Origin of the sequence: Prosthecobacter sp., assembly GCF_014879935.1 — a bacterium.
Lineage (GTDB): Bacteria > Verrucomicrobiota > Verrucomicrobiia > Verrucomicrobiales > Verrucomicrobiaceae > Prosthecobacter.
In genome coordinates this window covers 1-23,499 of sequence record NZ_JACSRD010000119.1, presented here as the reverse complement: position 1 = coordinate 23,499, position 23,499 = coordinate 1, and the positions used below count along the sequence as shown (strand labels likewise).

At 61.8% G+C, this 23,499-nt stretch carries 19 protein-coding genes and 1 pseudogene; 1 reads left to right on the top strand and 19 read right to left on the bottom strand.

Going from position 1 to position 23,499, the window contains the following annotated elements; translation table 11 throughout:
• The 15 genes and pseudogenes from IAE77_RS09110 to IAE77_RS09040 form a co-directional block, all read right to left on the bottom strand.
• Window positions 1-210 (bottom strand): annotated as a pseudogene (locus tag IAE77_RS09110) (hypothetical protein); the annotation flags it as partial.
• 33 nt (window positions 211-243) lie between these two features.
• The gene (locus IAE77_RS09105; RefSeq protein WP_294225020.1) at window positions 244-1,776 is read right to left on the bottom strand and encodes an arylsulfatase; all 1,533 of its coding nucleotides are present in this window, start codon (window positions 1,774-1,776) and stop codon (window positions 244-246) included.
• A gap of 46 nt (window positions 1,777-1,822) precedes the next feature.
• Window positions 1,823-4,561 (bottom strand): hypothetical protein, encoded by a 2,739-nt coding sequence (locus IAE77_RS09100; RefSeq protein WP_294225017.1) that lies wholly within the window; start codon window positions 4,559-4,561, stop codon window positions 1,823-1,825.
• Complete coding sequence (locus IAE77_RS09095) at window positions 4,558-5,106, bottom strand: sigma-70 family RNA polymerase sigma factor (protein WP_294225012.1); 549 nt, start codon at window positions 5,104-5,106, stop codon at window positions 4,558-4,560. The genes IAE77_RS09100 and IAE77_RS09095 overlap by 4 nt, the downstream gene beginning before the upstream one ends.
• Window positions 5,107-5,324: 218 nt before the next feature.
• Window positions 5,325-6,725: a heavy metal sensor histidine kinase gene (locus tag IAE77_RS09090; protein WP_294225010.1), complete on the bottom strand. Its 1,401-nt coding sequence runs from the start codon at window positions 6,723-6,725 to the stop codon at window positions 5,325-5,327.
• Window positions 6,722-7,399 carry a heavy metal response regulator transcription factor gene (locus IAE77_RS09085; RefSeq protein WP_294225007.1) on the bottom strand — a complete coding sequence of 226 codons (678 nt, stop codon included), beginning with the start codon at window positions 7,397-7,399 and terminating at the stop codon, window positions 6,722-6,724. Before IAE77_RS09085 ends, IAE77_RS09090 begins: the two co-directional genes overlap by 4 nt.
• Before the next feature lie 38 nt (window positions 7,400-7,437).
• Window positions 7,438-7,950, bottom strand: a complete 513-nt coding sequence (locus IAE77_RS09080; protein WP_294225004.1) for a hypothetical protein — start codon at window positions 7,948-7,950, stop codon at window positions 7,438-7,440.
• Window positions 7,951-7,967: 17 nt separating this feature from the next.
• Window positions 7,968-8,552: a hypothetical protein gene (locus IAE77_RS09075; protein WP_294225001.1), complete on the bottom strand. Its 585-nt coding sequence runs from the start codon at window positions 8,550-8,552 to the stop codon at window positions 7,968-7,970.
• A 269-nt stretch (window positions 8,553-8,821) separates the two neighbouring features.
• Window positions 8,822-9,928 (bottom strand): lactonase family protein, encoded by a 1,107-nt coding sequence (locus IAE77_RS09070; RefSeq protein ID WP_294224999.1) that lies wholly within the window; start codon window positions 9,926-9,928, stop codon window positions 8,822-8,824.
• A gap of 11 nt (window positions 9,929-9,939) precedes the next feature.
• On the bottom strand, window positions 9,940-11,184 hold the full coding sequence (locus tag IAE77_RS09065; RefSeq protein ID WP_294224995.1) for a hypothetical protein: 1,245 nt from the start codon (window positions 11,182-11,184) through the stop codon (window positions 9,940-9,942).
• Window positions 11,185-11,203: 19 nt separating this feature from the next.
• Window positions 11,204-12,652 carry a DUF1501 domain-containing protein gene (locus IAE77_RS09060; RefSeq protein WP_294224990.1) on the bottom strand — a complete coding sequence of 483 codons (1,449 nt, stop codon included), beginning with the start codon at window positions 12,650-12,652 and terminating at the stop codon, window positions 11,204-11,206.
• Window positions 12,649-15,243 carry a PSD1 and planctomycete cytochrome C domain-containing protein gene (locus IAE77_RS09055; protein ID WP_294224987.1) on the bottom strand — a complete coding sequence of 865 codons (2,595 nt, stop codon included), beginning with the start codon at window positions 15,241-15,243 and terminating at the stop codon, window positions 12,649-12,651. The genes IAE77_RS09060 and IAE77_RS09055 overlap by 4 nt, the downstream gene beginning before the upstream one ends.
• 43 nt (window positions 15,244-15,286) lie before the next feature.
• Window positions 15,287-15,745 (bottom strand): YhcH/YjgK/YiaL family protein, encoded by a 459-nt coding sequence (locus IAE77_RS09050; RefSeq protein ID WP_294224983.1) that lies wholly within the window; start codon window positions 15,743-15,745, stop codon window positions 15,287-15,289.
• Between the two features lie 55 nt (window positions 15,746-15,800).
• Window positions 15,801-16,676, bottom strand: coding sequence for a hypothetical protein (locus tag IAE77_RS09045; protein WP_294224981.1), 876 nt, complete (start codon window positions 16,674-16,676; stop codon window positions 15,801-15,803).
• Window positions 16,669-16,932 (bottom strand): helix-turn-helix transcriptional regulator, encoded by a 264-nt coding sequence (locus tag IAE77_RS09040; RefSeq protein ID WP_294224976.1) that lies wholly within the window; start codon window positions 16,930-16,932, stop codon window positions 16,669-16,671. Before IAE77_RS09040 ends, IAE77_RS09045 begins: the two co-directional genes overlap by 8 nt.
• Window positions 16,933-17,000: 68 nt before the next feature.
• On the opposite strand from IAE77_RS09040, the gene IAE77_RS09035 reads away from it, so the two are divergent.
• Window positions 17,001-18,173, top strand: coding sequence for a DNA cytosine methyltransferase (locus IAE77_RS09035; RefSeq protein WP_294224973.1), 1,173 nt, complete (start codon window positions 17,001-17,003; stop codon window positions 18,171-18,173).
• Window positions 18,174-18,259: 86 nt separating this feature from the next.
• On the opposite strand, the gene IAE77_RS09030 is transcribed toward IAE77_RS09035, so the two are convergent.
• From IAE77_RS09030 to IAE77_RS09015, 4 genes are all read right to left on the bottom strand, one after another.
• A complete protein-coding gene (locus tag IAE77_RS09030) occupies window positions 18,260-18,682 on the bottom strand; it encodes a hypothetical protein (protein WP_294224970.1) in 423 nt (140 codons plus the stop codon).
• A gap of 9 nt (window positions 18,683-18,691) precedes the next feature.
• Window positions 18,692-20,992 carry a response regulator gene (locus IAE77_RS09025; protein ID WP_294224967.1) on the bottom strand — a complete coding sequence of 767 codons (2,301 nt, stop codon included), beginning with the start codon at window positions 20,990-20,992 and terminating at the stop codon, window positions 18,692-18,694.
• Between the two features lie 117 nt (window positions 20,993-21,109).
• Complete coding sequence (locus IAE77_RS09020; RefSeq protein WP_294224964.1) at window positions 21,110-22,342, bottom strand: SHD1 domain-containing protein; 1,233 nt, start codon at window positions 22,340-22,342, stop codon at window positions 21,110-21,112.
• A 100-nt stretch (window positions 22,343-22,442) separates the two neighbouring features.
• The gene (locus IAE77_RS09015) at window positions 22,443-23,465 is read right to left on the bottom strand and encodes an NAD-dependent epimerase/dehydratase family protein (protein WP_294224962.1); all 1,023 of its coding nucleotides are present in this window, start codon (window positions 23,463-23,465) and stop codon (window positions 22,443-22,445) included.
• Window positions 23,466-23,499 lie beyond the last annotated feature (34 nt).

The following is a 23,499-nucleotide window of genomic DNA, read 5'->3' as shown; positions in this document are numbered from 1 at the left end:
CAGCTCGGAGTAGAAGTCCGAGACCTGGAGGTGCTTCTGGAGCGTCATGACGGCCAGGGGCGCGCCGTCCCTCCCCTTCCCCGGTACGGCCGCCGCGCGCGGGTGGAACCAGAGAAACTTGCCGTCGTCATGTTTCATCACCGTTTCGAGCTTCACGGTGAAGTCCACAGGCTCGGCGGCATGAAGCCACGATGCGGCCGCCAGGATCATGAGACATGAGGAGAGCTTCATCGTAGATCGGGTTCAGTGGGTGCCTGTTTGCTGCCATTCCCCGAACACTTTCGCCATCTCGGTGACGCGTTCAGGATGGGCGGACGATAAATCGCGGCTTTCTGCACGATCCTCGCTCAAATCATAGAGCTGCCACTTGCCCTTCGGTGCGGCGACGAGCTTCCAGTTGGCGATCCGCACGGCTTTGTGGCCGCTCGTGGCCCAGCAGAGGCTTTCGTGGCTGTTTCGCGGCTTTCCTTCCAACACAGGACGCAGCGATTTTCCGTCCATCGGAGCCACGCTGCGATTGTCGAAGGCTTCGGGGTAGTATTGACCGGAAACATCGAAAACGGTCGCGGTGATGTCGGTGATGTGGCTGAGCTCGGGGCTGATCTGGCCGGCTTTCACGACTCCGGGCCACCAGGCAATCAACGGCGAGGAAATGCCGCCTTCGTAGTTCGTCTGCTTGTGAGATCGGAAAGGTGTATTCGACAGCGTGGCCCAGGCTGGTCCTGCGGTGACGAAGGTATCTCCCGGGCCGGGCATGATGTCGGGTTTGTTGCCCACGCGGGTGCGTTTGCCGTCGCTGCGCCATGTTTGACCGTTTTTGTCGAGCTGGCCGACGGCCTTGTCGGACGCGCCATTGTCACTGAGGAAGAAGACGAGCGTGTTGGTGCCCTTCACCGCCTCCATCACGCGACCGACGCTCTGATCGAGGCAGTCGATCTGCGCAGCAAAGACGGCCATGCGCTCCGCTTCCCAGTCGAGATGCTCCGCAGCGCTCCACGGCTTCGCGGCAGGGTCGCGTGCGGAAAGTTTCGTGCCCGCGGGCAGGATGCCTTTTTCAATGAGACGCTGCAGCCGCTGCTCGCGCGCCGTGTCCCAGCCGAGTTCGCGATAGAGCTTCCGATACTTTGCGATGTCCGCCTCCTTCGCGTGCAAGGGCCAGTGCGGCGCGTAGTGGGACATGTAGAGCAGGAAGGGCTTCGATTTGTCGCGCTGCTGGAGGAATTCGAGCGTGAAGTCGGTGATGAGATCGGTCTTGTAGCCGCCTTCGGGGATCGAGAAAGGCTTTCCATCACGATAGAAGGCCGTGTTGCGCACATCGGCGAAGTAGTTGCCCGGTCCCTGATGCCCGGTGCTGCCAAAGTAGCGGGCGACATGCCGCGAGAGGTTCTCAGGCGCATGCCAGTCCTCCGCCGTGAGCATGTCGAGCCGGCCGACGGCGCAGGTTTCATAGCCCGCGCGGTTCAGCACCTCGAACATCGTCACGCAGTTGCCCTTCAAGAGCCCCGTCCACTGCGTGATGCCGACGCGGTGCGGATGCTGTCCGGTCATCAACGCCGCCCGCGATGGGCCGCACAGGGCGCAGTTGTAGAATTGCGTGAAACGCATGCCCTCGGCCGCCAGCTTGTCGAGATTCGGCGTCTGAATCTCCCCGCCATAGCAGCCGAGATCGGAGAAGCCCATGTCATCCGCGAGGATGATGACGATGTTTGGACGGGAGTCCGCTGCCGGCAAAACGAGGCAGGAGGCGAGCAGAAGGCACAGGGCACGAAGCAACATCTGGATGAAACGCTCCAACTCGTTTCATCTCACACGGCCACCGGTCTCACGGTGCCGCTGTGACACGAAGACGGAGAAAACGACGCGCGGCAGCACCGATGGGCACGCTGTCACGCACGGTGAAGGTGGTGGCGTTGTCGATGAGCGTCACGGTTTGCGCCGGGTGCCAGGTGAGGAGGTCATCGCTCGATTCGGCGCTCCAGGTGATGCCGGAGGCACTGGCGTTTTTGGTGATGCTGAGGCCGAGATAGCCGCTGGTGGTAGTCGTGACCCATGGCGTGCTCGATGATTGAGTCGGAAGCGTGCCGAGGGCGTATTCGAGGAGGTTGGTCAGGCCGTCGCCATCGGGATCGGCGTCGTCAGCGGCAGTCGAAGTGCTGGCGACAGTGCCGAAGTATAGATAGCGCCAGGCCTGGCGGGCGGGCGGCGTCCATTGCAGCACAGTCATCGAGTAAGGCGGCAGCGAGAGCGGCTGCGCGGGATCAAAGCTGGTGAGCGTTTGCGAGGTCGGTGCGACGATTTCGGCGCTCTCATTGTTGTCGGTGATGTTGGCGGAGGTGAGTCGGCGGAGGGTCAAAGTGCCCGCAGGAGCGTTGGGGCCGGTGAAGCGCACGTCGAGCGGATCGGTGCGATGAAGATTAAAGACGACGAGGCCACGCTGCGTGCCGTTTTTGAAGGCGAAGCTCTGCACATGGTGCGCATTCGTGAAGGTGACGCGGTTGGTGTTGGTGATGCTCCACGTCGGGTTGTCGCCGCTGGACGTGGTGCGCAGCATGTCGCCGCCGAGGACGTCGTTGAGCAGGCGGAGAGCGTGAAAAGTGGGTCGGCGGCGGTGGGTCTTGTCCATGTCGAGCGTCACGCCCCACAGCGCGGCCGTTTTGCCTGATGAGTCCGGCCAGGTGTAGCGATGACCGGCGAGCGACATCATGCACTGGTCACGCGTGCCGAGCTCGCGCAGCATGACGAGCATGTGATCCGCCACGGCCACCGCCGCGCCGACGGACGGCGTGTAGCTGTCGAGAGCGCTCTGGCTGATGCCGCCGCTCGTGGTGTGCAGATTCACCTCGTAAATGCTCAGCGGCACCGGACGGCTGGAGGCCTGCACTTGATCAAAGGCATAGCGCATGAGGCCGCTGGTGGCAGAAGGATTGAAGCTCCACCACTCCGGCTCGGCAAATAGCGGCCCGAAGAGATCCTCCGTGGTCGCATAAGTGTCCACGCGTCCGCTCATGTAAGGCGCCAGCGTGAAGGTATCGTGCAGCAATGAAGCATTGTGAAACTGCAAGGCGGGAGCGGGATTGCCAGACTGGCCGCCGAGGATGCAGTTCACCTGCGCGGCAGCGTAATACGGCGAGGCTTTGATCGCGCCGAAGAGCTCGTTCGCGCGGGCACCGCACGGAATGGCTGCGGAGATGACGCCGCCGCGGAACGCAGTGTTGTTCCAGTGCTCGTTGCCAAACTCCAGATGGATGCGGCTGAAGACACCCGTCCAAGGCGCAGCATGGCCGCGTGCGGCGCGGAGCTGGCCGTAAGGCGTGCTCGTGGCCCCGCCGAGGTATTCCATGAGGTTTGTCATCTCCTGCGGCGAGGAGGTCGAGGGCACGGACATCCACGGATCGGCGCCGAGATACTCGCAGAGCACAAGAAACTCATGCAGGCCGGGCAGCATGTTGTTTTCACTCGTGCCGTAGGCGGAGTAGCCGGAGCGCTTGCGGGCAAAGACGGGCGCGAGGTCGTTGTCGAGCGAGTTGCCGAGCATCTGCCAGTTCGGATAGCGCAGGATGCCGGGATTCAGTTCGCGCAGCGCGGCGACGACGCCATCGCGGAACTCGGTGGGATTGCCCACATCGCTGTCGGTTTGCCGCAGGCTCACGTCATCGAGCAGCAGGGCGCTTTGTCCCGTGGCAGAAAACTCGACTGACACTGTGCCGGAGACGGTCTCCGACTCCGCCGCGTTGAAGGGCAGCGTGTAGTCCGCCCAATCGCTGGTGAGCTGCACCGTCTGGCTGAGGTGCGGGCTGCTGCCGCGCCGCACGGTGATGAACGCACGGTTCGCTCCGCCGGTGCCTTTGGCCTTGAAGGCGAGCCTGAACTGCCCGTTCAGCCGCACAAAGCCCTGCAACGTGTCAAAGCGACCACTGATCGTCGCCTGCTGCCCGCTCGAGAGCGCGGACAGGCGCACGCATTGCTGCCCCAGCGTGCCTGGCGGCAGGTCGCTGGTCTCGCTCGTGATGGTGCCGCCGCCTTGCGTGCTGATGTCCCAGCTTCCCGAGGCCGAGCCGCCACCCGTGCCGGTGATCACCTGCCGCAGCAGCAGATAATCGCCGCTCGCCGGCACCGCACCCGCGGGAGGCTCAAAAAGATACGTCGTGCCCTGCGAACTGCCGGCGGGATCATTCGGCGGGTTCGGGCGGTTCGGCGCGATGTTGGTCGTCACCGTGCCCGTGCGACCTTTCGCCCCCGCGGAGGACCAGATGATCTCATACTGCGCTCCCGCCCAGAAGCCCGTGGGCCATTGGCCGAGCGTCTGGTCCTCGATCGCACTGCTCGCTGTGCCGCCGGGGCCAAGACGCACGAGCGACTGATACAGCAGCCCCTCGAAGCCCGGATTGCGAAACAGCAGCTCCTTCATCATCTGATGGGAGTCGTAGTAGTTGTGCTGCGCCAGGCAGATGCCAAAGCGACGAGTGTCCGTGCGCAGCACGGTGTCGTCCACATGGATGACGGTGTCTGCCCGCGACAATGCCGCGAGCGCGAGGAAGGTGGTGAAGGCGAGTGTTTTCATGGTGGGAATCCGGGTTGGTGAAAAAGCTTGCGCAGACGTGCGCGGGCGCGATGCAGCGCCACGCGTTGCGCGGGTGTTTGAGCCGTCGAATAACCTGCGAGCAGATGGCGATCACGTTCAGAGAGCTGAGTCAGGGCGTGCTCGAACTGAGTCATCTGCTCTTTGTGAATGAGCCGGTCATCCGGAGCCTCGTGGTTGCCCGAAACATCTTCGAGCAACTCCTCTGCGCCGTTCGCAAAGCCGGCGCTGAGCTTGTGACGATGACACCAGTGCCGACGAAGCTTCGCGCAGGTATTTCGCGCAATCACTGCCAGCCAGTGGGCAAACGGCATGCACGGCTCGAAACGCGGCAGAGCACGGAACACGCGCAGAAACACCTCCTGGACCACATCCTCCTCCATCCATGCCGGAGCGCCCCACGCCCGCGCCGTTCGCAGCACCTGCGGCCGGTGAGCATGGAAAAGCCAAGCCGCGGCCTTTTCATCGCGACTGGCAAGCCAGCGCTGAATCGCGGAAGCGGGATCGGGTTCGACAGTGGCGTTCATCACGCCCCGAGACTCGTCCGCCACGCATGAAACGAAGATGAAAGCCGGATGAAAAGGCTTTCATGTTCGCGGACGACATCGCCAGCGCGAAGCAAAGTAGTCCTCTCGCTCCGCGAGAAGAACGCAGGGCGTCGCAAGCTCGAAAACGTTGGTAGCAATCAACGCGCTCGGCTCATCTCGCGGAGCGAGATGGCCACCATGCTGTCGCAGAAACAAGCCTAGCCTGCCAAGGGCAGCCGGATCGTGAACGTCGTGCCCTGTCCCACCACGCTCGAAACGCTCACGGAGCCGCCGTGTGCCTTCACCAGCGCCTCGACGATGGCGAGCCCGAGTCCCGCGCCGCCGTGCTCGCGGGAACGGGCTTTGTCCACTCGGTAAAAGCGCTCAAACAAGTGCGGCAGATGCTCCGCGCCGATGCCGGGACCGGTGTCGCTCACGGAGAGCACGGCCTCGCCGTTTTCATTCACCACCTGCAGCGTCACGTTTTCACCCGCAGGCGAGTAGCGGATGGCATTTTCGATGAGATTGAGGCACACCCGTTCCAAAGCGCCCGCGTCTCCATTCACGAAAACAGGTTCTGGAGCCTCCACGGTCAATTTCATGCGTTTTTGCTCCGCCATGCCACTCATCGCCTCACGCACGCGGGCGCACAGAGCAGCCAGATCGACCGCTTCATGCGTCACGATGCCCTCACCGGCATCCGACCGTGCCAGCGACAGCAAATTCTCCGTGAGCCGCGCCAGGCGCTCGATCTCCTCGCGACTGCTCTCGAGCACCTCGCGATACTCCTCCGCAGGCCGCTCGCGTCGCAAAGCCACCTCGATCTCGCCGCGCAGCACCGTCAGCGGCGTGCGCAGCTCGTGCGAGGCATCCGCGAGGAAGCGCTGCTGCGTGCCGTGGGCGGATTCGAGCCTGTCGAGCAGCTCGTTGAAAGCACGCGCCAGCCTCGCGATCTCGTCTTCATCCTTTGGCACGAACAACCGCTCCCTCAACGTCTCGCCGGAGCCGATGCGATGCGCCGACTCCGCCGCCGCATCCACCGAGCGCAGCCATGTTTTCGCCAGCAGCGTCGCCAGCAACCATGCGACGACCGTGGCAGCGAGCACCGCGATGACGAGGCGCAGGCGCACCGGTTGCAGCCGCGCATCCTGCGCCGACACCGGCAGTGCCGCCTGCGCGAAGCCAATCACCGAGCTTTGGTTGTCCCGATACGTCGTCACCGGCACTGAGGCTACTCGCACCGTGCCGCCGTCCTTCAAAACAGCCGTTTCGGTGAAGGAGGACATGTTGGTCGCCGTCGCCTCACGTGCCGCTTTCGATAGCGGCAGCGGTTCGTCGAGGTTTGCCGACTGCGTGAGCACCTCGCCCTCGGGATCGATCACCTGCACGCGCAGCCCGGTCTTGTCCGTCTCCAAAAATGCCTCCATCCACGGTGCCAGCCGCATCGACATCGGTGTGACCGATTTCGACAACACATAAGCGCGGTCCCGCAGCAGCCGGTCGGTGTCATCCCGCAGCGCCTCCGCGCTGCTCTGATACGTCCACGCCGCCATAAAGGCCGAAACCACCGCGGTCAGCACGGTGAAGCTCAGCACGAGTCTGGCGCGGAAGGATTTCATGCGGCGGGATTTTTCAAAACGTAACCCACACCGCGCACAGTGTGAATCAGCGGCGAGGCAAAGCCGCGGTCCACCTTCTCACGCAGGTGGTAGAGCGTCACGTCGATCACATTCGTCATCGAGTCAAAGTGCTGATCCCAAACCTGCTCCGAAAGCCGCGTGCGGGAGATCACCTCGCCCTGATGCCGCAGCAGATGCTCCAGCACGGCGAACTCTCGGGCACTGAGCGCCACCGGCTGGCCGGCACGTGTCACCTTGCGTGCCTTCACATCGAGCACGAGGTCCGCAAAGCTCAGCGTGGTCGTCTCAGTGCAGCCGGAGCGACGCAGCAGCGCCCGCACGCGTGCCAGCAGCTCCGCGAAAGCGAAGGGTTTCACCAGATAATCATCCGCGCCGCCATCCAGCCCGCGCACACGGTCCTTCACCGAATCCCGCGCCGTGAGCATCAGCACCTTGCAGGGCCGTTTCGCCGCCCGCAGCGCCTCCAGCACCTCAAAGCCGTCTTTTTTCGGCAGCATCACATCGAGGATCACGAGGTCATAATCATGCACCAGCGCCAGATCGAGCCCTTCTTCGCCATTCGCGGCCACATCCACCGCATAATGCTCCTCCCGCAGCCCGCGCTCGACAAAGCGGGCCACCTTCGGCTCATCCTCGACGATCAACAGGCGCATGGCGGAACTCTATGGAGATCCAGCCTCTCTGGCAAGGCTCACTCCATCCAGCGGATGCAAGAGGCCATCGGCACTTCGACAGGATCACCTTTCAGCGTGATGGCGCCGGTGGCGGGGTCGATCTGGAAGACCACGACGTTGTTGCCAGGCACGTTGGCCTTCGGGCTGTAGCGCACGCGGCAGCCGATGGCGATGAGCTTGCCCGTCTTCTCATGCCAGCCCGGCGTCACATCGGCGACGCTGAGCGTCACGCCATCTGTCTGTGGCTGCCAGTCGATCTCTGGCGGCAGCGTCGGCCCACTCCACGCGCCGTCCACGCCATCGCGCCGCATGAAATGCAGCCCCGAGTAGTAGTCGGAGACCTTGAGATGCTTCTGAATCGTCATCACCACGCCACCTGGCACTGGCGCGGCACGCGGGTGGAACCACAGGAACTTCCCGTCGTCATGCTTCATCACCGTTTCGAGCTTCACCGTGAAGTCCACGGGTTCGGCAGCGCTGAGTGATGACACCGCAGAGATGAGGAGGGCGCAGAGAAGAAATTTGGGCATGTGGACGACTACGCCGTTCAAGCTAACGACTCATCAGCCCGCTTGGCAAAGAGCAGCGGAAAGCCCAACGAAAGAACGAGCAGGGGAATCACAAATCCGCTTTTGAGAGCGTGAATGAGATCTGCTCCTCCACGATGATCTACCAAGTCGAGAAGACAGACAGCCAGAGGCCAGCTTGCAGTAAATAAAGCGGAAGACACCAAATGAAGACCGAAATGCACCCGGACACCGAAAAGGCGGCAGATCCAGCCGAAGGAAAGTGGAAGGAAGACCCAAAACACCGGTAACATCCACACCACTAGGAAGTTAAAAGCAGGAAAGGGTCCCATCAAAGCTGCGACGGCATAACGGAGGTAACACCAAAAGAAAACCAGAGCCAAGATGAAGAATGCCATCTGCGCGGCGGCAAATTTGGCTCGTTCACGCACACGGGTGATCAGGACTACCCAAGCCGCGAAACTTGCCATGCTGAGAGGAAACGCTGCATAAACCTTCCACGCCCAGTTCAGACTTGTCCATCCCCACCGCAACTCCAGTTCCGCACGCCAGAGCAAGCCGCAAAGCAGGGCAACGAGGATCAAGGATGTCAGCGAGCGCTTCATAAGAATGTTCGAGCATGCGCAGAAATTTCGAACTCGCGAGAGCGTCGTGGAGTGCGGTGGCAGAGGAGCAAGGCGCAGACGTGCTCCGGCGACACCGCTGTCGAGCGCGGTAAGAATGCTCTTTGGCCTTTGATCGCTGTCCGGCTGGCGACAGCGGTGTCGCGCCAAGGCTTGCCACCGCATTGATTCGCTTCGCTCTCCCTTCGGGCAGCACTTCGTGCTGTCTATCTCCGCTTCGCTTCGGTTCCACGACGCTGCCGCGCATCAGATCACTCCATCCACCGAATACACGAGGCCATCGGCACTTCGACGGGTTCACCTTTTGCTGTGATAGAGCCACTGGCGGAGTCGATCTCGAAGACGACGACGTTGTTGCCGGGCATGTTGGCGCAGAGGAGCCAGCGGCTGTCGGGGGTGATGAGGAGGTTTTGCGGACCTTTGCCGCCGCTGGGTTGGATGGTGAGGAGTGTGAGCGTGCCGTCGTCGGTGATGCGGTAGCTCGCGAGGCTGTCGTGGCCGCGGTTGGTGCCGTAGAGGTGCTTGCCGTCGGGCGTGATCTTCAAATCGGCGGTATAGCTCTTGCCGGTGAAGTCCTTCGGCAGCGTGGCGATGGTTTGTTTCTCCTTCAGCGTGCCATCAGCGGCGTTCCAATCGAAGACGGTGATCGTGTTGGCGAGTTCGTTGATGACATAGATGAGCTTGCCGTTGGGATGAAAGGTCAGATGACGCGGGCCGCTGCCGGGCGTGAGCTTGGCGAAGGGCTGCGCGGCATTTGGCGCGAGTTTCGCGGTGGCGGCGTCGAGGGTGTAGATCATGACCTTGTCGATGCCGAGATCGCAGGCGAGAGCGTGTTTGCCACCGGGGCTGATGACGAAGCAGTGCGCGTTCGGGCCTTTCTGCCGCTGCGGATCGGCACTGGAGCCGCTGTGCTGGAAAAACGACACCGATTCGCCGAGCGAGCCATCGCTCTTCAAGGGAAAGGAGGTGACGTTGCCGCTGCTGTAGTTGGCGACGAGCACGCACTGGCCCGTGGGATCGACTTCGAGGAAGCACGAGGCCGTGCCGCGGGTGTTTTGGCGATTGAGAGGCTTCAAATCGCCGCTGCGACCTTCAATCGCGAAAGCGGCGACGAAATTGTCCTTCCCGCCGAATTCGTCGATGGAATACAAGAACCGCCGATCCGGCGAGAGCGCGATGAAAAACGGGCTTTGCACGCCCGTGGCACGTTTCAGCGGCTTCAGCGTGCCTTTTTCGGTGTCGAAGCCAAACGCATGAATCCCGGCCTTTTCGCCCGAAGCGAAGGCAGAGACGAAAACGACGGGGTCAGCAGCAAAAGCAGGCACAGCGAGCAAAGCGAGGAGGAGGGGGAGTTTCATGAAGGTTTGGATCAATCGCGCCAGAACGTGGATTCCTTCGGCGCGGTGTAGCGCACCTCCATTTCGGGCGTTTCGATGATCTTGCCGCCGCGGTGCAGGGATTCGACGGCGGCGATGACCATGCCGGAGGTCAGCAGCGTGCGCTCCGGAGGATAAGCGGCACGGTTTTCGAGGACCATGCGCTCGATGTGATGGACGAGTGGATTGAAGAAATCGGCGGTGGTGGCGACGGAGGTAGGCATCGGCAGGAACATCTGGCAGGAGGTGATCTCGCCGGTCTCAGAGTTCAGGCCGGCGTAGTTGAAGTCGCGAATGCCGAGCATGAAGAGCGTGGTGCGGAAGCCGTCGCGATGCTCGATGAAGTAAGCGTAGGCGTCGGGGAAGTTCTTCCGCGCCCATTCGAAGCTCGGAGCCTCGGTGGGATAGCCTTCTTTGACTGGCAGCGTGTGGCTGCGGCTCAGAGCGGCGAGGAGGAGACGCTGGGTTTGTTTCAAGCCGGCGGCGTGCTGCCACATCGCATCGCCGCGAAGCGCGAGCACGCTCTTGATGCCGACTTCGCCGCCTTTCCGGCGCTCGGACATGCACTGGGCGGTTTCGAGGCCGTGGAAGTCGTACTTTTCGACACCGCCGTAGCCGACGCAGACACTTTCGCTTAATGGCGTGCCCCAAGGCAGGTCGATGGCGGGCAGACGTCGCGTCACGGGCAGTGAAGAGCCGGTGAGGAAGGGAAAGTTCAGGTGCTTCGAGTCGGCGACCATCTCGACGCACTTTTTCCAGTCGGTGGAGAGGTGCTTGTCATTGAAGACGGGCACGCTGCGACCGCTGGCCTCGAACACTTGGACGACTTCTTTGAAGAACTCGTAGCGCGGGTAGAGCGTCTGCCCTTTCTCGTTCACGGGATAGTCGCCGTGCTCGCCGATGATGACGACGCCATCCACAGCGAGCTTCCCGGTGCCAAGCGTGAGCGCATCGGCGATGCTTGGGTGAATCGGGATGCCATAACGCTCCGAACGACCACGAGCGAGGTCCTTGGAAGGAAACTGATCGACGTAAAGCGAGACGAGATCGACCTCCGGCTTCCGCCAGCCACCGTTCCACGCATAACCGAGCGCGAAGCGGTCGATGAAGTGCTGCGCGTGCGACTTCTCGAACACGGCTGTCGCAATCAGCGCGATCTTTTTGCGTGGAGATGCTGCCGCAGCACTCGCGACGGTGGCCGCCGATCCGAGGAGGAAGGAGCGTCGCGACCAGGACATGAAGCGGGGAGTTGAGGGCTTAAGCGAGCAGTTGATCGACCACCTTCGCGCCCTGGTTGTCGGTGAGCGAGGCGGCGAGGCCGTTGCGCTTGTAGGTGAGCCGCGTGTGGTCGAGGCCGAAGACCTTCAGCAGCGTAGCGTGGTAGTCGTAGTGCTTCACCTCGTCGATGACCGCTTTGTGGCCGAATTCGTCCGTTTCGCCGTGGATGTAGCCTTTTTTGAAGCCGCCGCCGGCCAGCCACATGCTGAAACCGTAGGTGTTGTGGTCGCGTCCCCATTTTTCCGGACCCGCGTCGTTTTGCAGCACGGGCAGACGGCCCATTTCACCGCCCCAGTGCACGACGGTGGTGTCGAGCAGGCCACGTTGCTTGAGATCGAGAATGAGCGCCGCGCTCGGCTGGTCGGTGGCCTCGCAGTTCTTTGGCAGGGCGGAGACGAGAGAGCCATGCTGGTCCCAGGACTGGCCCGCATTCAGCACCTGCACGTGGCGCACGCCGCGCTCGACGAGGCGACGCGCGATGATGCAGCGCGTGGCGTAGTCCTTGGTGGCCGGATTATCGACGCCATAGAGCTTTTTGACGTGCTCAGGCTCCTTCGAGATGTCGAGCGCCTCCTTCGCGGCAGTTTGCATCTTCGCAGCGAGTTCGTAGCTGGAAATGCGGGCCTGCAGGTCGAGCTCGCCCGGATGCGCGGCGAGATGGTCTTCGTTGAAGGCCTTCAGCAGCGCGAGCTGACGCGACTGCGGCGTTCCAGCGAGTGATGCAGGCGGGTCGAGATTCAAAATGCGCGGCTCAGTCGGTCGCACGAGCGTTCCCTGGAACAATGCCGGCAGCCAGCCGTTCGTGTAATGCTCGCCGCTGAAGGTGGGCAGGCCACTGGGATGCGAGAGCACCATGTAAGCGGGCAGTTCGTCCGTTTCGCTGCCAAGACCATAAGTGAGCCAGGAACCGATCGCCGGACGTCCGGCGGTGATGCGTCCGGCATTCATCGCGTAGAGGCCTTGCGCGTGATTGCTCACGCCGGAGGTCATGGAGCGCACGAGCGTGATCTCGTCGGCCACCTTGGCGAGGTTTGGCAGCAGTTCGCTCAGCTCCATGCCGCACTGGCCATGCTTCGCGAACTTCCACGGCGAGCCAAAGCACTTCGCCGAGGCCTGCGCGAGGTTGTCATACTTCACCTCGCCGGGGAATTTCTTCCCGTGATACTTCGTGAGCATCGGCTTCGGATCGAACAGGTCCATCTGCGACGGGCCGCCCATCATGAAGAGCGAGATCATTGCCTTCGCCCGCGGTTCGAAGTGCGGTTTCTTCGGCGTGAGATCGTAGCGCATCTCGCCAAAGGTTTCCGGCTTCACCGGCGCAGCGAGCAAGCCGTCCTTCTCCAGCAGCGAGGCAAGCGCCAGCGTGCCGAGGCTGTAGCCGTTGGCGTGCAGGAAGTGACGGCGGGAACAGAGTTGGGCGGGTTTCATTCGACGTAAAGGAAGCGGTTGGAGGAGCAGAGGATCTGGCAAAGGCTTGCCATGGCCTCCTGCGGTGGATTCGGGACGACGCCCTTTGGATGTTGGGTGTCGTGGTGATACTGCGTAAGCGCCTTCGTCTGCTCCTCGAGGTAGGCGAGGCACTTCATGATGTCCGCTTCGGAAGCAGGCTGGCCGTAAAGCAGCTCCCACACGCGGCGGAGCTGCCTCGCCCGATCTTCCGGCGCTTGTTTTTCGACGAGGTCGGCCAGGCGTCGCGAGCTGTCGAGCACGAAGGTGTCGTTCATGAGCAGCAACGACTGCGGAGCGACCGTGGTTTGCGCACGCAGCTCGCAGTTTGGCTGCATGACCGGCGCGTCGAAGGTTTCGAGCACGGTCAGCGGCTTGCTGCGGCGCATCTGCACGTAGATCGAGCGGCGGAAGTCGTCGGCACCGGCAGGATCGACCTTGTTCAAGGTGATCGTGCTCTTGTCGATGCCAGTGATCACGCGGCCCTGCGGATCACGGCCGATGCCACTCGGCGGACCGTAGCTGGTCTGCACCAGCGAGGCAGTGACGCCGAGCATCGCATCGCGCAGCGTCTCCGCATCGAGGCGGCGGAGCTTGAAGCGTGCGTAGAGGCGGTTCTCCGGATCGCTGCGCATGGAGGCCTCGTTGACCGAGGACTGGCGGTAGGTACTGCTCAAAACAATGAGACGATGCAGCGGCTTTAGCTTCCAGCCGCCTTTCACAAACTCATCCGCGAGGTAATCGAGCAGCTCCGGATGTGAAGGCAACTCGCCGAGGCGGCCGAAGTCGCCGGGTGTGTTCACGATGCCGCGGCCCATGTGATTGAGCCAGAAACGGTTCACCAGCACACGGGCGGTGAGCGGGTGCTTTCCGCTCGTGAGCCACTGCGCATAGGCGAGCCGGCGGCCGCTCGATCCGCTGCTCATGGACACTGGTTTGAAGGGTTCGATCTGCGGACTGGCGAGAATGCTGAGCTCACCGGGCTGCACGGCCTGCTTTGGCTGGTCGTGGTCGCCACGATTGAAAAACTTCGACACCGGCACCTGCCCTTTGACCTCGGTGAGCGCCATGACGAAGCCTTCCGCGGGCTTGGTTTCGCGCAGCTTCTTGGCCTCGGCCATCTTCGCGTCCACGAGGTCCTGCTTCTTCTTGTCGTAAAGATCCAGCGAGTAGGTGGCCAGCGCGGAGGGATACTTTTTGATGAGCGCCTTCTGCTCCGGCGTCTGCTTCGCCACCGGCGTGTCGCGTGCGACCCGAAACGCGGCCTGCTCGGCCTCCGGCACTTTCTTGATCTCGACCTCGAAGATCTCATCGAGGAACTTCTTCGACATCGCCCGTGCCTCGGCCTCGATCTCCTTCGCCTTGGTCTCAATCTCGGCGGCCTTCGCACGTTCGGCGGGCGAATAGAGCGAGTAGAGGCGGCTGTTTGGCGCACGCCAGGCCTCCCAGTTGTAAGCCGGGTCAAAGATGGCCCGCAGCCGGTAGTAATCGACCTGCGTGATCGGATCGTAGCGATGGTCGTGGCATTGCGCGCAGGCCACGGTCATGCCCATGAGCGAGGAACCGAGGATCTTCATCTGTTCGGCGATCACCTGGTTCTTCGCGAGCTTCGGGTCGTCCACGGTGTCGCCCGTGCCATCCGGAGCCATGCGCAGGTAGGCCGTGGCGATGAGCTGCTCGGTGCGTTTTGGATCAAGAACGGCCTGCTGGAAGTCCGCATGCGTCGCATTCGCCAGCTCGTCGCCGGCGATCTGCTCCTGGATGAACTCGTCCCACGGCTTGTCGTCGTTCATCGCTCTGATCACATAGTCGCGATAGCGCCAGGCCTGCGGACGCACGCTGTCGGCCTCGGTGTAGCCGTTTGAATCCGCGTAACCCACCACATCCAGCCAATGCCGCGCCCAGCGCTCGCCGTAATTCTTCGAAGCCAGCAGTCGCTCCACGAGCTGCTCGTAGGCCAGCGGGGACTTGTCATTCACAAACGCCTCCACCTCATCCGGTGTCGGCAGCAAACCGGTGAGATCGAGCGTCACGCGGCGGATCATGGTGCGACGATCCGCCTCGGCGGCCAGCGACAGGCCTTTCTCCGCCGCTTTGGCCAGGATGAAGGCATCCACTGGCGTGCGAACCTTCTTCCAATCGACCTTCTCCGGCACCGCAGGCCGCTTCACCGGCTGGAAGGCCCAGTATTCGCGATCTTCATCGGAAATGATCGGTCCAGGAGCCAAAGCGAGCGGTTCGGGCTTCGCCGTCTTCGCACCCTGCGTGATCCACCGCTCAATCACCGCGATCTCCGTCTCGGCGAGCGGTTTGCCCTTCTCCGGCATCTCGCCGCTGCGGATCAACTCCACCAGCTTGCTCTTCGCCGGCTGTCCGGGCGTCACGATCTTGTCCATGAAGCGACGCAGCCGCAGATCGAGCCCGCCCTCGGGCTTTTCCTCCTCGCCATGGCAATGCGTGCAGTGCGTCTTCAAGATCGGCCGCACGTGCTTCTCAAACGTGAGCATGGACTCCGCACCGCAGGCGGTCACGGCCAGGGAACAAAACAGGGCGGCGGCAGTCGTCAGCTTCATCGGGGGGCCAAACCTACGGCCCGAAACCCCCGTTTTTTGCTGGTTACTCCACCGCCACTTTGACGACCACTTTCACCACCTGCTCCGGCTTGTCCCACTCGACGCATGGCGCATGCGCATCCTGCGGCCAAAGGATCGCGAAATGACCGTCGCTGACATGCAGCGGCGTGAAATCTGGCGTCAGCTTCCACAGCGCGGCCTCTTTCTCTTCCGAATAGGCCATGGTCTCCTCCTTCATCGACGCCAGCGGTGCCCACAGGATCGTCTCGCGCCCGCTGTGGATGAACTGCACGTCGATGTATTTGCGATGCGACTCGAACTTGGCCTTCTCGATCGGCTTCGTCTCATAAGTCTGCACCAGCGCGAAGCAGTGGCCGCCGTCGATGTCATGCCGCCCCAGCTCCTGGGTGCCGTCAAACGCACGCAACCAGGCGAACGTCTGCGCAAAACGAGAGTTCAGGGATTCATAACGGGCGGCGTTGTCGAGGGTGTCGAGGATCATGGCGCGCCATTGGTCGGCCGCTGTGAGCAGCTTGCAACGATTTCCGTGCCGACCCTCAAGACGATGGATCAACGGGTGTAATCGGCAGATCGCCACTCAGGATGACGTCACCCAAGGTGCAGACAGGGACTTGGGGAAATCCTCCGCAAAGCCTGGCATATGCATCAGGCATATCCAGGTACGCAATCCTCCACAACTGCGCGATATGCATTTGATACAGCAGCCATTGTTTGGGAAGGCAGATCTCCGTCACTTCCAGATTCTTGGAATCCAGCTTTGTCTCCGTTAGAATCACAGGCATGCCTCGAAAGCGGCCCGCACCGTACACGCCATCCAAAACCCTCTGATGAGCCCAGACTTGAATGACTCTTTCTCGGGTCGAAGTTTTCACCGGCACATGGTACTTGGGTCGGTCATCTCCAAGATCGAAGATCAGATCAGTAGGGAGCTTGGTTTCAAAACCCATGTTCAGAACCTGGACACTCGCTTTCGGCGAACACATCAACAACGAACTCAGCAGGGTTGCGCAAAGGTATTCAAAAAGTGTTCCGGGCGTCTTTTGATCTCCTTTTTTGGTGATGTCAATTCCAGCGCAGAAGGTGATGGCAGCAGAATAAACGGCCCTGTTGATCTGCGACACGTCGAGCATGGCCAGCTTACGGTCATGCAAAGCCCGGATGACCCGCTCGACAAGGCTATAGTCTTCGAGGTAAAGCTCATGATTGACCGGCCGGCTGATCGAATCGCCCGATGCGAACCCAAAGTACGATTTGCCCGGCACTTTTGATTTCAACTCAACCTTTTTCGTATTGCTGACATACTCCGCAGCAGCGGACAAAGTCTCGATAAGAGCCGCTTTCGATTCCACGCCATGCCCTATGCTTCCGAGATGCTTTTGGACCTCTCGATAGCGCTTGAAAACTTCAGTCATTGGCGAGCACCTCCTTGAGATTCTGGCCAAGGTCATAGTCCATGGCTGCGCTAACCAATAGCAGCGCGACAAGAGTGGGACTACGTTTCCCGCGTTCCCAAAGGCTGATTGTCTTGGGATTTAAGCCGGCCAGCGCGGCCAATTGCCGCTGAGAAAGCCCTTTTCGCTCCCGATGCCGCGCAAGCAACCCTACTAGGTTGGCCACCTTCGATTCCGCCACGTTTAGTGTCATTGATGCATCATTGGCGAGGAACATCAGTTTTGCCTGGGGACTATAGTCCCTGGCGGGCTTGACAATACTCCTCCAGCCGATAGCATCCTGCCATGTTGAAATCTTATCTTCCCGACACGAGACCACAGCACGGGTTCATTGAGGGTTTCTGCGGCGCGGGTGGAATGACTTTGGGGCTCCAGAGAGCTGGGCTTGTCCCACTTCTAGCCTTCGACATCGACGCGCCCGCAGTCCAGACGCATAACAACAACCTTGGTGGCCACGCCTTTGTAGGCGATGCGAGGGAGGTCACCGGACCGACTTTGTTGAACCGTGCAGGAATCAGTCAAGGAGAACTGGCATTGTTTGCAGGTGGACCGCCTTGCCAGGGCTTTTCAAAACAACGTCGGGGGGGACATCTAGGTGACGAACGAAACGATCTAGTAGGCCACTACATCCGCTTGATCGAAGAGATCAAACCACGGTTCTTTTTCTTTGAAAACGTGGCCATCTTTGGGCAAAAGAGAGGTCGTGAATACGTGCGGGAAATGTATGACCGGCTCACAGGCTACATCATTGATTTCAGCTTTGTAAACTCGGCAGACTACGGGCTCGCGCAGACAAGAGAGCGCTTTCTGGTAGTAGGCCGACGACTTGACCAGCAAGTTTCATTCACTTTCCCAGCAGGAGAAGGTCACAGGTGGCCAACAGTGGGTGAGGTATTACGCGGGCTACCAGAACCTCCCAACGATTATTCCGAGCATCCGAAATACGCGAACCACCAGCGAGCCCGAGTCACTGAAGAGAATATCCGACGTTTTTCTTTTGTGCCCGAAGGCGGAGGGTGGCAGGACATACCTTATGAATTGAGGCTGCCCTGCCATCAGCGTGTTGACACCTCTTCAGGAGGTTGGCCGGATGTTTATGGACGCCTCGCATGGAACGGCCAGTGTCCCACGATCACTGGAGGATTTGATAGCTTCACACGAGGCCGCTATGGCCATCCGAAGGCTGACCGGCCACTGACGCCACGTGAAGCGGCCCGCCTGCAGGGTTTCCCAGATTCGTTCCGATTTATCGGCACTCGCGCGGACATCAGGAGCCAAATAGGTAACGCTGTACCTCCACCACTTGCCGAGGCAGTCGGCTTGGAGATTCTCCGTTCGCTGCGCTGTGCAGATGGATGCCTTGTTGATGACCGGCCTGCAAACAGCTTGTGTGAAACCGCGACTGAATATGGCACCAATTCAAGGCGGAGAAGAAAACCAGCCTCCCTGCCAACATAACGACGAAGAGCGGCATCTAAAGCTTACAGAAACACGCGTTCATAGCTCGACTCCTCCGGACGTCATCTAAAGAAAAGTGGGTGGAATCACTCGTCTTCGAGCAGATCCTCCTCCGTGACGTCTGCATGGATGCCTTGGGAGATGACGCGTTCGGTGACTTCGTCGAGGTATTGCTGCAACACCTCGCTGAGTTCGAGGAATTCCGGCCACAGTGTCTCCTCCACAAAACTGCGCGGCACTTTGACCATGACGGTGTTCCGCCGCTGCCGTGCGCGGCGGTACGGCTGGAGCGAATAGCGGCGCAAGAGGGCGATGAAGAGCTTTCGCGACCAGCCGTCGGCGAGAGTGAACTTGTATTCGACCGGCCGGTCCACTTTCGCGGCCTCGGCGAGGCGGCGTTTGATGCGGGCGATGGCATCGGCGGCGGCTTCTTTTTCGCCGGGAGTCGTGGCTCCGGCGTGGAGGCGCTCGATTTTGCGCAGCTTGTCGAGGAGATCCTGCTCGCGCATGTGCCCGAATTATGACGCGCGGCGGAGTCCGCGGGTGGCGAGGATGTTTCGCACGAGGCGGAGCATGTCCGCCGGCTCGTAGGGCTTCGGCAGCACGGCGGCAAAGCCATACGCGGCCGGTTTGGCCATGACGGGATCGTCGGAGTAGCCGCTGGAGACGATGGCGAACACGTCGGGATCGAGGGCGCGGAGTTTTTCGATGGTGCGGACGCCGCCCATGCCGTTCGGAATGCTGAGATCGAGAATGACGAGGTCGAACACGCGGCCCTGGCTCATGTTCTCCTGGTAAATGCGCACGGTTTCGCTGCCTTCGGCGCTTTCGGTGACTTCAAAGCCGTTGCTGGTCAGATTGCGCACGATCAGCGAGCGGACGAGCGGATCGTCTTCGAGAACGAGGATGCGCGGCGTGGGCGCGGCGACTTCCGGCGGGGCGTCGAAGACCTTGCTGAGGCCGAAGGCGTCCGTGTCGTCAGCGTCGGAGTCGAGCGGCAGGTAGAAGCGCACCGTGGTGCCCTGTCCCAGCTCTGAACGCACGGTGAGCGAGCCGCCGTGGGCCTTGGCGATGGATTCACAGACGGTGAGCCCGAGGCCGGTGGCGTTGTCGGCTTTGCGGGTGCTGAAGTAGGGCTCGAAGATGTGCGGGAGGTGCTCCGGCAGGATGCCTTCGCCCTTGTCCTCGACTTCAATCGCGAGGCCGGAGGGCTGGAAGTTTTGATCCGTCACCATCTCGCCAGGGAACATCTCGGCGTGGTCGGGAGCGAAGCAGCGGATGATGATCTCGCCGCCTTCGGGCTGGGACTGCTCGGCATTGCGGATGAGATTGCTCAGGAGCCGGCGGATCTGCGCGGCATCGATGGCGACCTGCGGCAGACCGGGCTGGACCTCGATGCGATACTCGATGCGGGCGGCACGCGAGTGATGCGTGAAGAAGGTGTCGATGAGATCGCCGAGGCGGATGAGGTTTTTGATCGGGGCACCGCCACGGGCGAAGGTGAGAAGCTGCTGGACGAGGTTCTGCGCCTGGAGCGTGGCCTGTTTCGCCGTGTGCAGCTCCGGCAGCGTGATGGCATTGCGCAGGCGCATCTCGGCCAGGGAGATGTTGCCGAGGAGGACGGTAAGCAGGTTGTTGAAGTCGTGGGCGAAGCCACGGGCGAGCAGGCCGAGCGATTCGAGGCGGTCAATGCGGTTGCGGCGCTCGGCTTCCTCCCGGCGGGCGGTGACATCCTGGACGAGCAGCAGCAGGCCCTCGCCGAAGGGATAGCCGCGCATTTCGAGCCAGATCTGCTTCTCATCGAGATAGAGCTCACGGTTCACCGCCTCGCGATGCAGCATGGCGCGGGAGAAGGCCTCATAGTGCGTCTCGCGGGCGACGCTAGGCATCAGATCCCACAGCGAAAGGCCCAGCATGTCCTGCAGGCTGCGGTTGAAGAGCTTCAAGGCGCTGGCGTTGGCGTAAGTGACGCGCCAGCGTGAGTCGAGGGAGAAAAGCGGATCGGAAATGCTCTCCACGACATCGACGAGCGGCGCCGTGCCACGGTTCGCGACCACGGCCGGTGTCGGGGGCGGGGCGGAGGAGCGGAAAAGGATGATCAGGCCGGTTAGCTGCCCCTGGGCATCCCGCAGAGGGGCGGTGCGGTCATGAATGGGCAGACGTTCCCCGGAACGGGTCGTCAAAAACACGGTGCGCTCGGATTCAGAGGCGCTCTCGGCCGGCAGCACTTCCGCCGGCTCCCCGCTGGCCTGGTAAATGCGGAACACCTCGTTCAGAGACCGCCCTGCGGCCTCCTCCGGCGACCAGCCGGTGGCACGGGCCGCCGCCGGGTTCATGAAGACGACACCGCCGGACAAATCGGCGGCGATGACACCATCGGCCAGGCTTTGGAAGGCCTCGAAATAGCTCTGCTCGCGGCGCTGGCGTTCGTTTTCCTCAAAGTGGCGCTGGGCGGCCACTTCGACCGCCAGACGCAGCTCGTCGTGGTTGAAGGGCTTGAGCAGGTAGCCTTGGGGATGTGTTTCACGCGCACGGGCGACCGTTTCGCGGTCGGCACAGCCGGTGACATAAACGATCGACACGCGGCTGCGGCGTTGCAGTTCCCGGGCGGTGTCGATGCCATCGAGCTGCCCGGCGAGGTGGACATCGATCAGCACGAGGTCCGGCTGGAATTCGTCCAGGCGCTTGAGCGCTTCCTCGCCCGAATCACAAATGCCCACGACGAGATGCCCGAATTTTCCGAGTGTCGTGGCCATGTCACAGCCGACGAGGCCCTCGTTTTCGACGATCAAGATGCGGATGCGATCAGAACTGGTCATCTCCCTAGTTGGACTATTCTAGCCGACACGAATTAGAAGCGCCATAAAAATAACCATCATTTACCCCTGACTGATCCGAAGTTGTTTCAGGGCGGGTGCCGACAGGCAGCGGCACGCTCAGTTCGTCGCGCTTCGCGGGGTGTTCTTGCCCGGCGGGAAATAGTCGATGGCGAGGCCCTCTTTACGCAGAGCTTTGCGCACATCTTCGGCAAGCTGGGCGTAGGTGCGTTCGCGCAGGAGGTGGGTTTTCACGGCCGCCTGCTCCTCCTCGTTGTTCTTCACATTTTCGAGGGAGCGCAGGTAGGCGATCATGTTCGCAGCGTCGCCTTTGCCATCCAGGTGGTAGAAGTAATAAGTCAGCAGGCCGGCGGAGCCATAGTTCAGGGAGGCGGGACCGCCATTGCTGAGCGCCGCAGCCCAGCGGCCGCCATCAATGGTCATGAGCTCCTCGAGATCGATCAGGGTGATGCTCTTGCCGCCGCCGCCCATGCGCTGGGCATAGTCCCGCAACTGGCGGGTGAGCCCGAGCAGGCTGAAGCCGCCGTTGCGCTTGTATTCCAGCATCTCGACGTATTCGGCGCTGCCTTCGATGTACCAGGTCGGCAGCCGGCCGAGCCAGTGGTTCATCATCTGGTGCGTGATCTCATGGATGAGCGTGGCGTTGTCGTCGTTGCTGTTGTTCTCCAGCGACACGCGGCTGCCGACCATCTTCACGCCGAGGCTGGAAAGCGGCACCATGAGCGCCTTTTTGCCCGTCATGTAAACACCGGCGGAACCTTCGATGCCGCCCTCCTTCATGTAGTCCGACTTGGCCGTGAACAGACGCGCCAGGAAGATCTCCCGCAGCTTTTCCGGCTGCGGCTTCAGGTCCAGCGGCAGCATGGAGTTGATCAGCCAGGTGGACTCAAAGATGCGGCCGAACTCACGCACGACATTCGTGCCAAGCTTCGAGTCACATTGGAACTCGTAATGGGGCGACCTGTAGATGTACTCCCGCGTCGCGTCATCTTCCTTCACGACGGTGATGGCAGGCCTGTCCTCCAACGACACCGAACGCGGCCACGTGGCGCTGACCGCCGGGGCTCCTGCGGTGGCGATGGTCGCGGGCGCGGCGGACTGGCTTTTCACAAACGCCTGGTCCTCGGCCGACAAGCGGGCCAGCGGCACGTCGAACGTGCTGCCGTTCGCCATGCGGATCTTCACATTCTCCCCGGCCAGCGCCACGAAGGAGGCCTCGATCTTGCGCCCGTCGGTGCTGGTCCAGGTGCGCACTGCTGGCGGGGCCGTTTGCGCGGAAAGGGTGGTGGCCAGGAAGAGCGTGACGAGGCCGCGGAGGCAGGACGAATTCATGATGGGAGGTCGAGTCTGGGCAGAACGCGGGAGGAAGTCCAGACCTTAGGCCAGGAGGACGGCGAGGCGTGGGATCAGCGAATGAGGGATTGCTCCAACCTCAAAACTTCCCGTCCCGCGACTCGAAGTGCGTCGGTTTGCCAAGCGACTCGCCACCGCGTGAGACCCAGCCCGCGACCCATTCCATCAGTTCGTCATCACGGACGAAGGGAATGCCCAGCTCGACGAAACTGCGGTAAGGATTGCTCAAAAGCGCGTCCGGGGCCTCCTGGCCCTCGATTTGCACGGGTTTGCCCAGCAGCTCGCCGAATCGCTGCGCCACCTCCCGCACGCTGAGCGTCGTCGTGCCAGTGAGATTCACGATCCATGGCGGGCATTGCGCCTTGGCGAGGCTCAGGAGCGACAGCGCGTTCGCATCGCCCTGCCAGATGGTGTTGAAATAACCCATGCGCACGTCCACCGGCTCACCGCTCCAGACTTTTTGGGCGATGTCCACCATCACACCGTAGCGCAGGTCGCACGCGTAGTTCAGCCGGATCAGGGAAACCGGCATGCCTCGCGTCTGGCTGAAGTGCTGGAAAAGGCGCTCGCGGCCGAGGCAGCTCATCGCGTATTCACCCGCAGGATTCAGCGTGTCCTCCTCCTTGCTCGCACCGCGTTCCACCGGGACCAGGCCGTACACATTGCCAGTGGAGAACGCCGCGATGCGGCTGCGGTGGTAGCGCTCGCACACGAGGCCGGGCAGCCACGCGTTCATGGCCCAGGTCATCGGTTCCTGGCCGGTGGAGCCGAATTTCATGCCCGCCATGTAGATCACATTCGGCGCATGCGGCAGGTAGGCCACGGCGTTCGCCGCCAGCAGATCGACAGCGATGGTTTCGATGCCGTGCTGTTGAAATTCCTCCGCCGAACCCGGGGTGCTGAAGCGCGACACCGCGATCACCCGTCTCTTCGTGCCCGCCTCGTCGCTGGCTCGTTTCGCCATGCGCGTGAGCGACGGCCCCATCTTCCCCGCCGCCCCCAGAACGATGATGTCACCGGGCAGCGAACGCATCATTTCAACCACTGCGGGCGTGGGACGGCTGAGACGTTCTTCGAGTTCTTCCAGACTGGTCGGCAACATGCGCGGATATAAGGATGCTTTTCGTCTTTGGAAA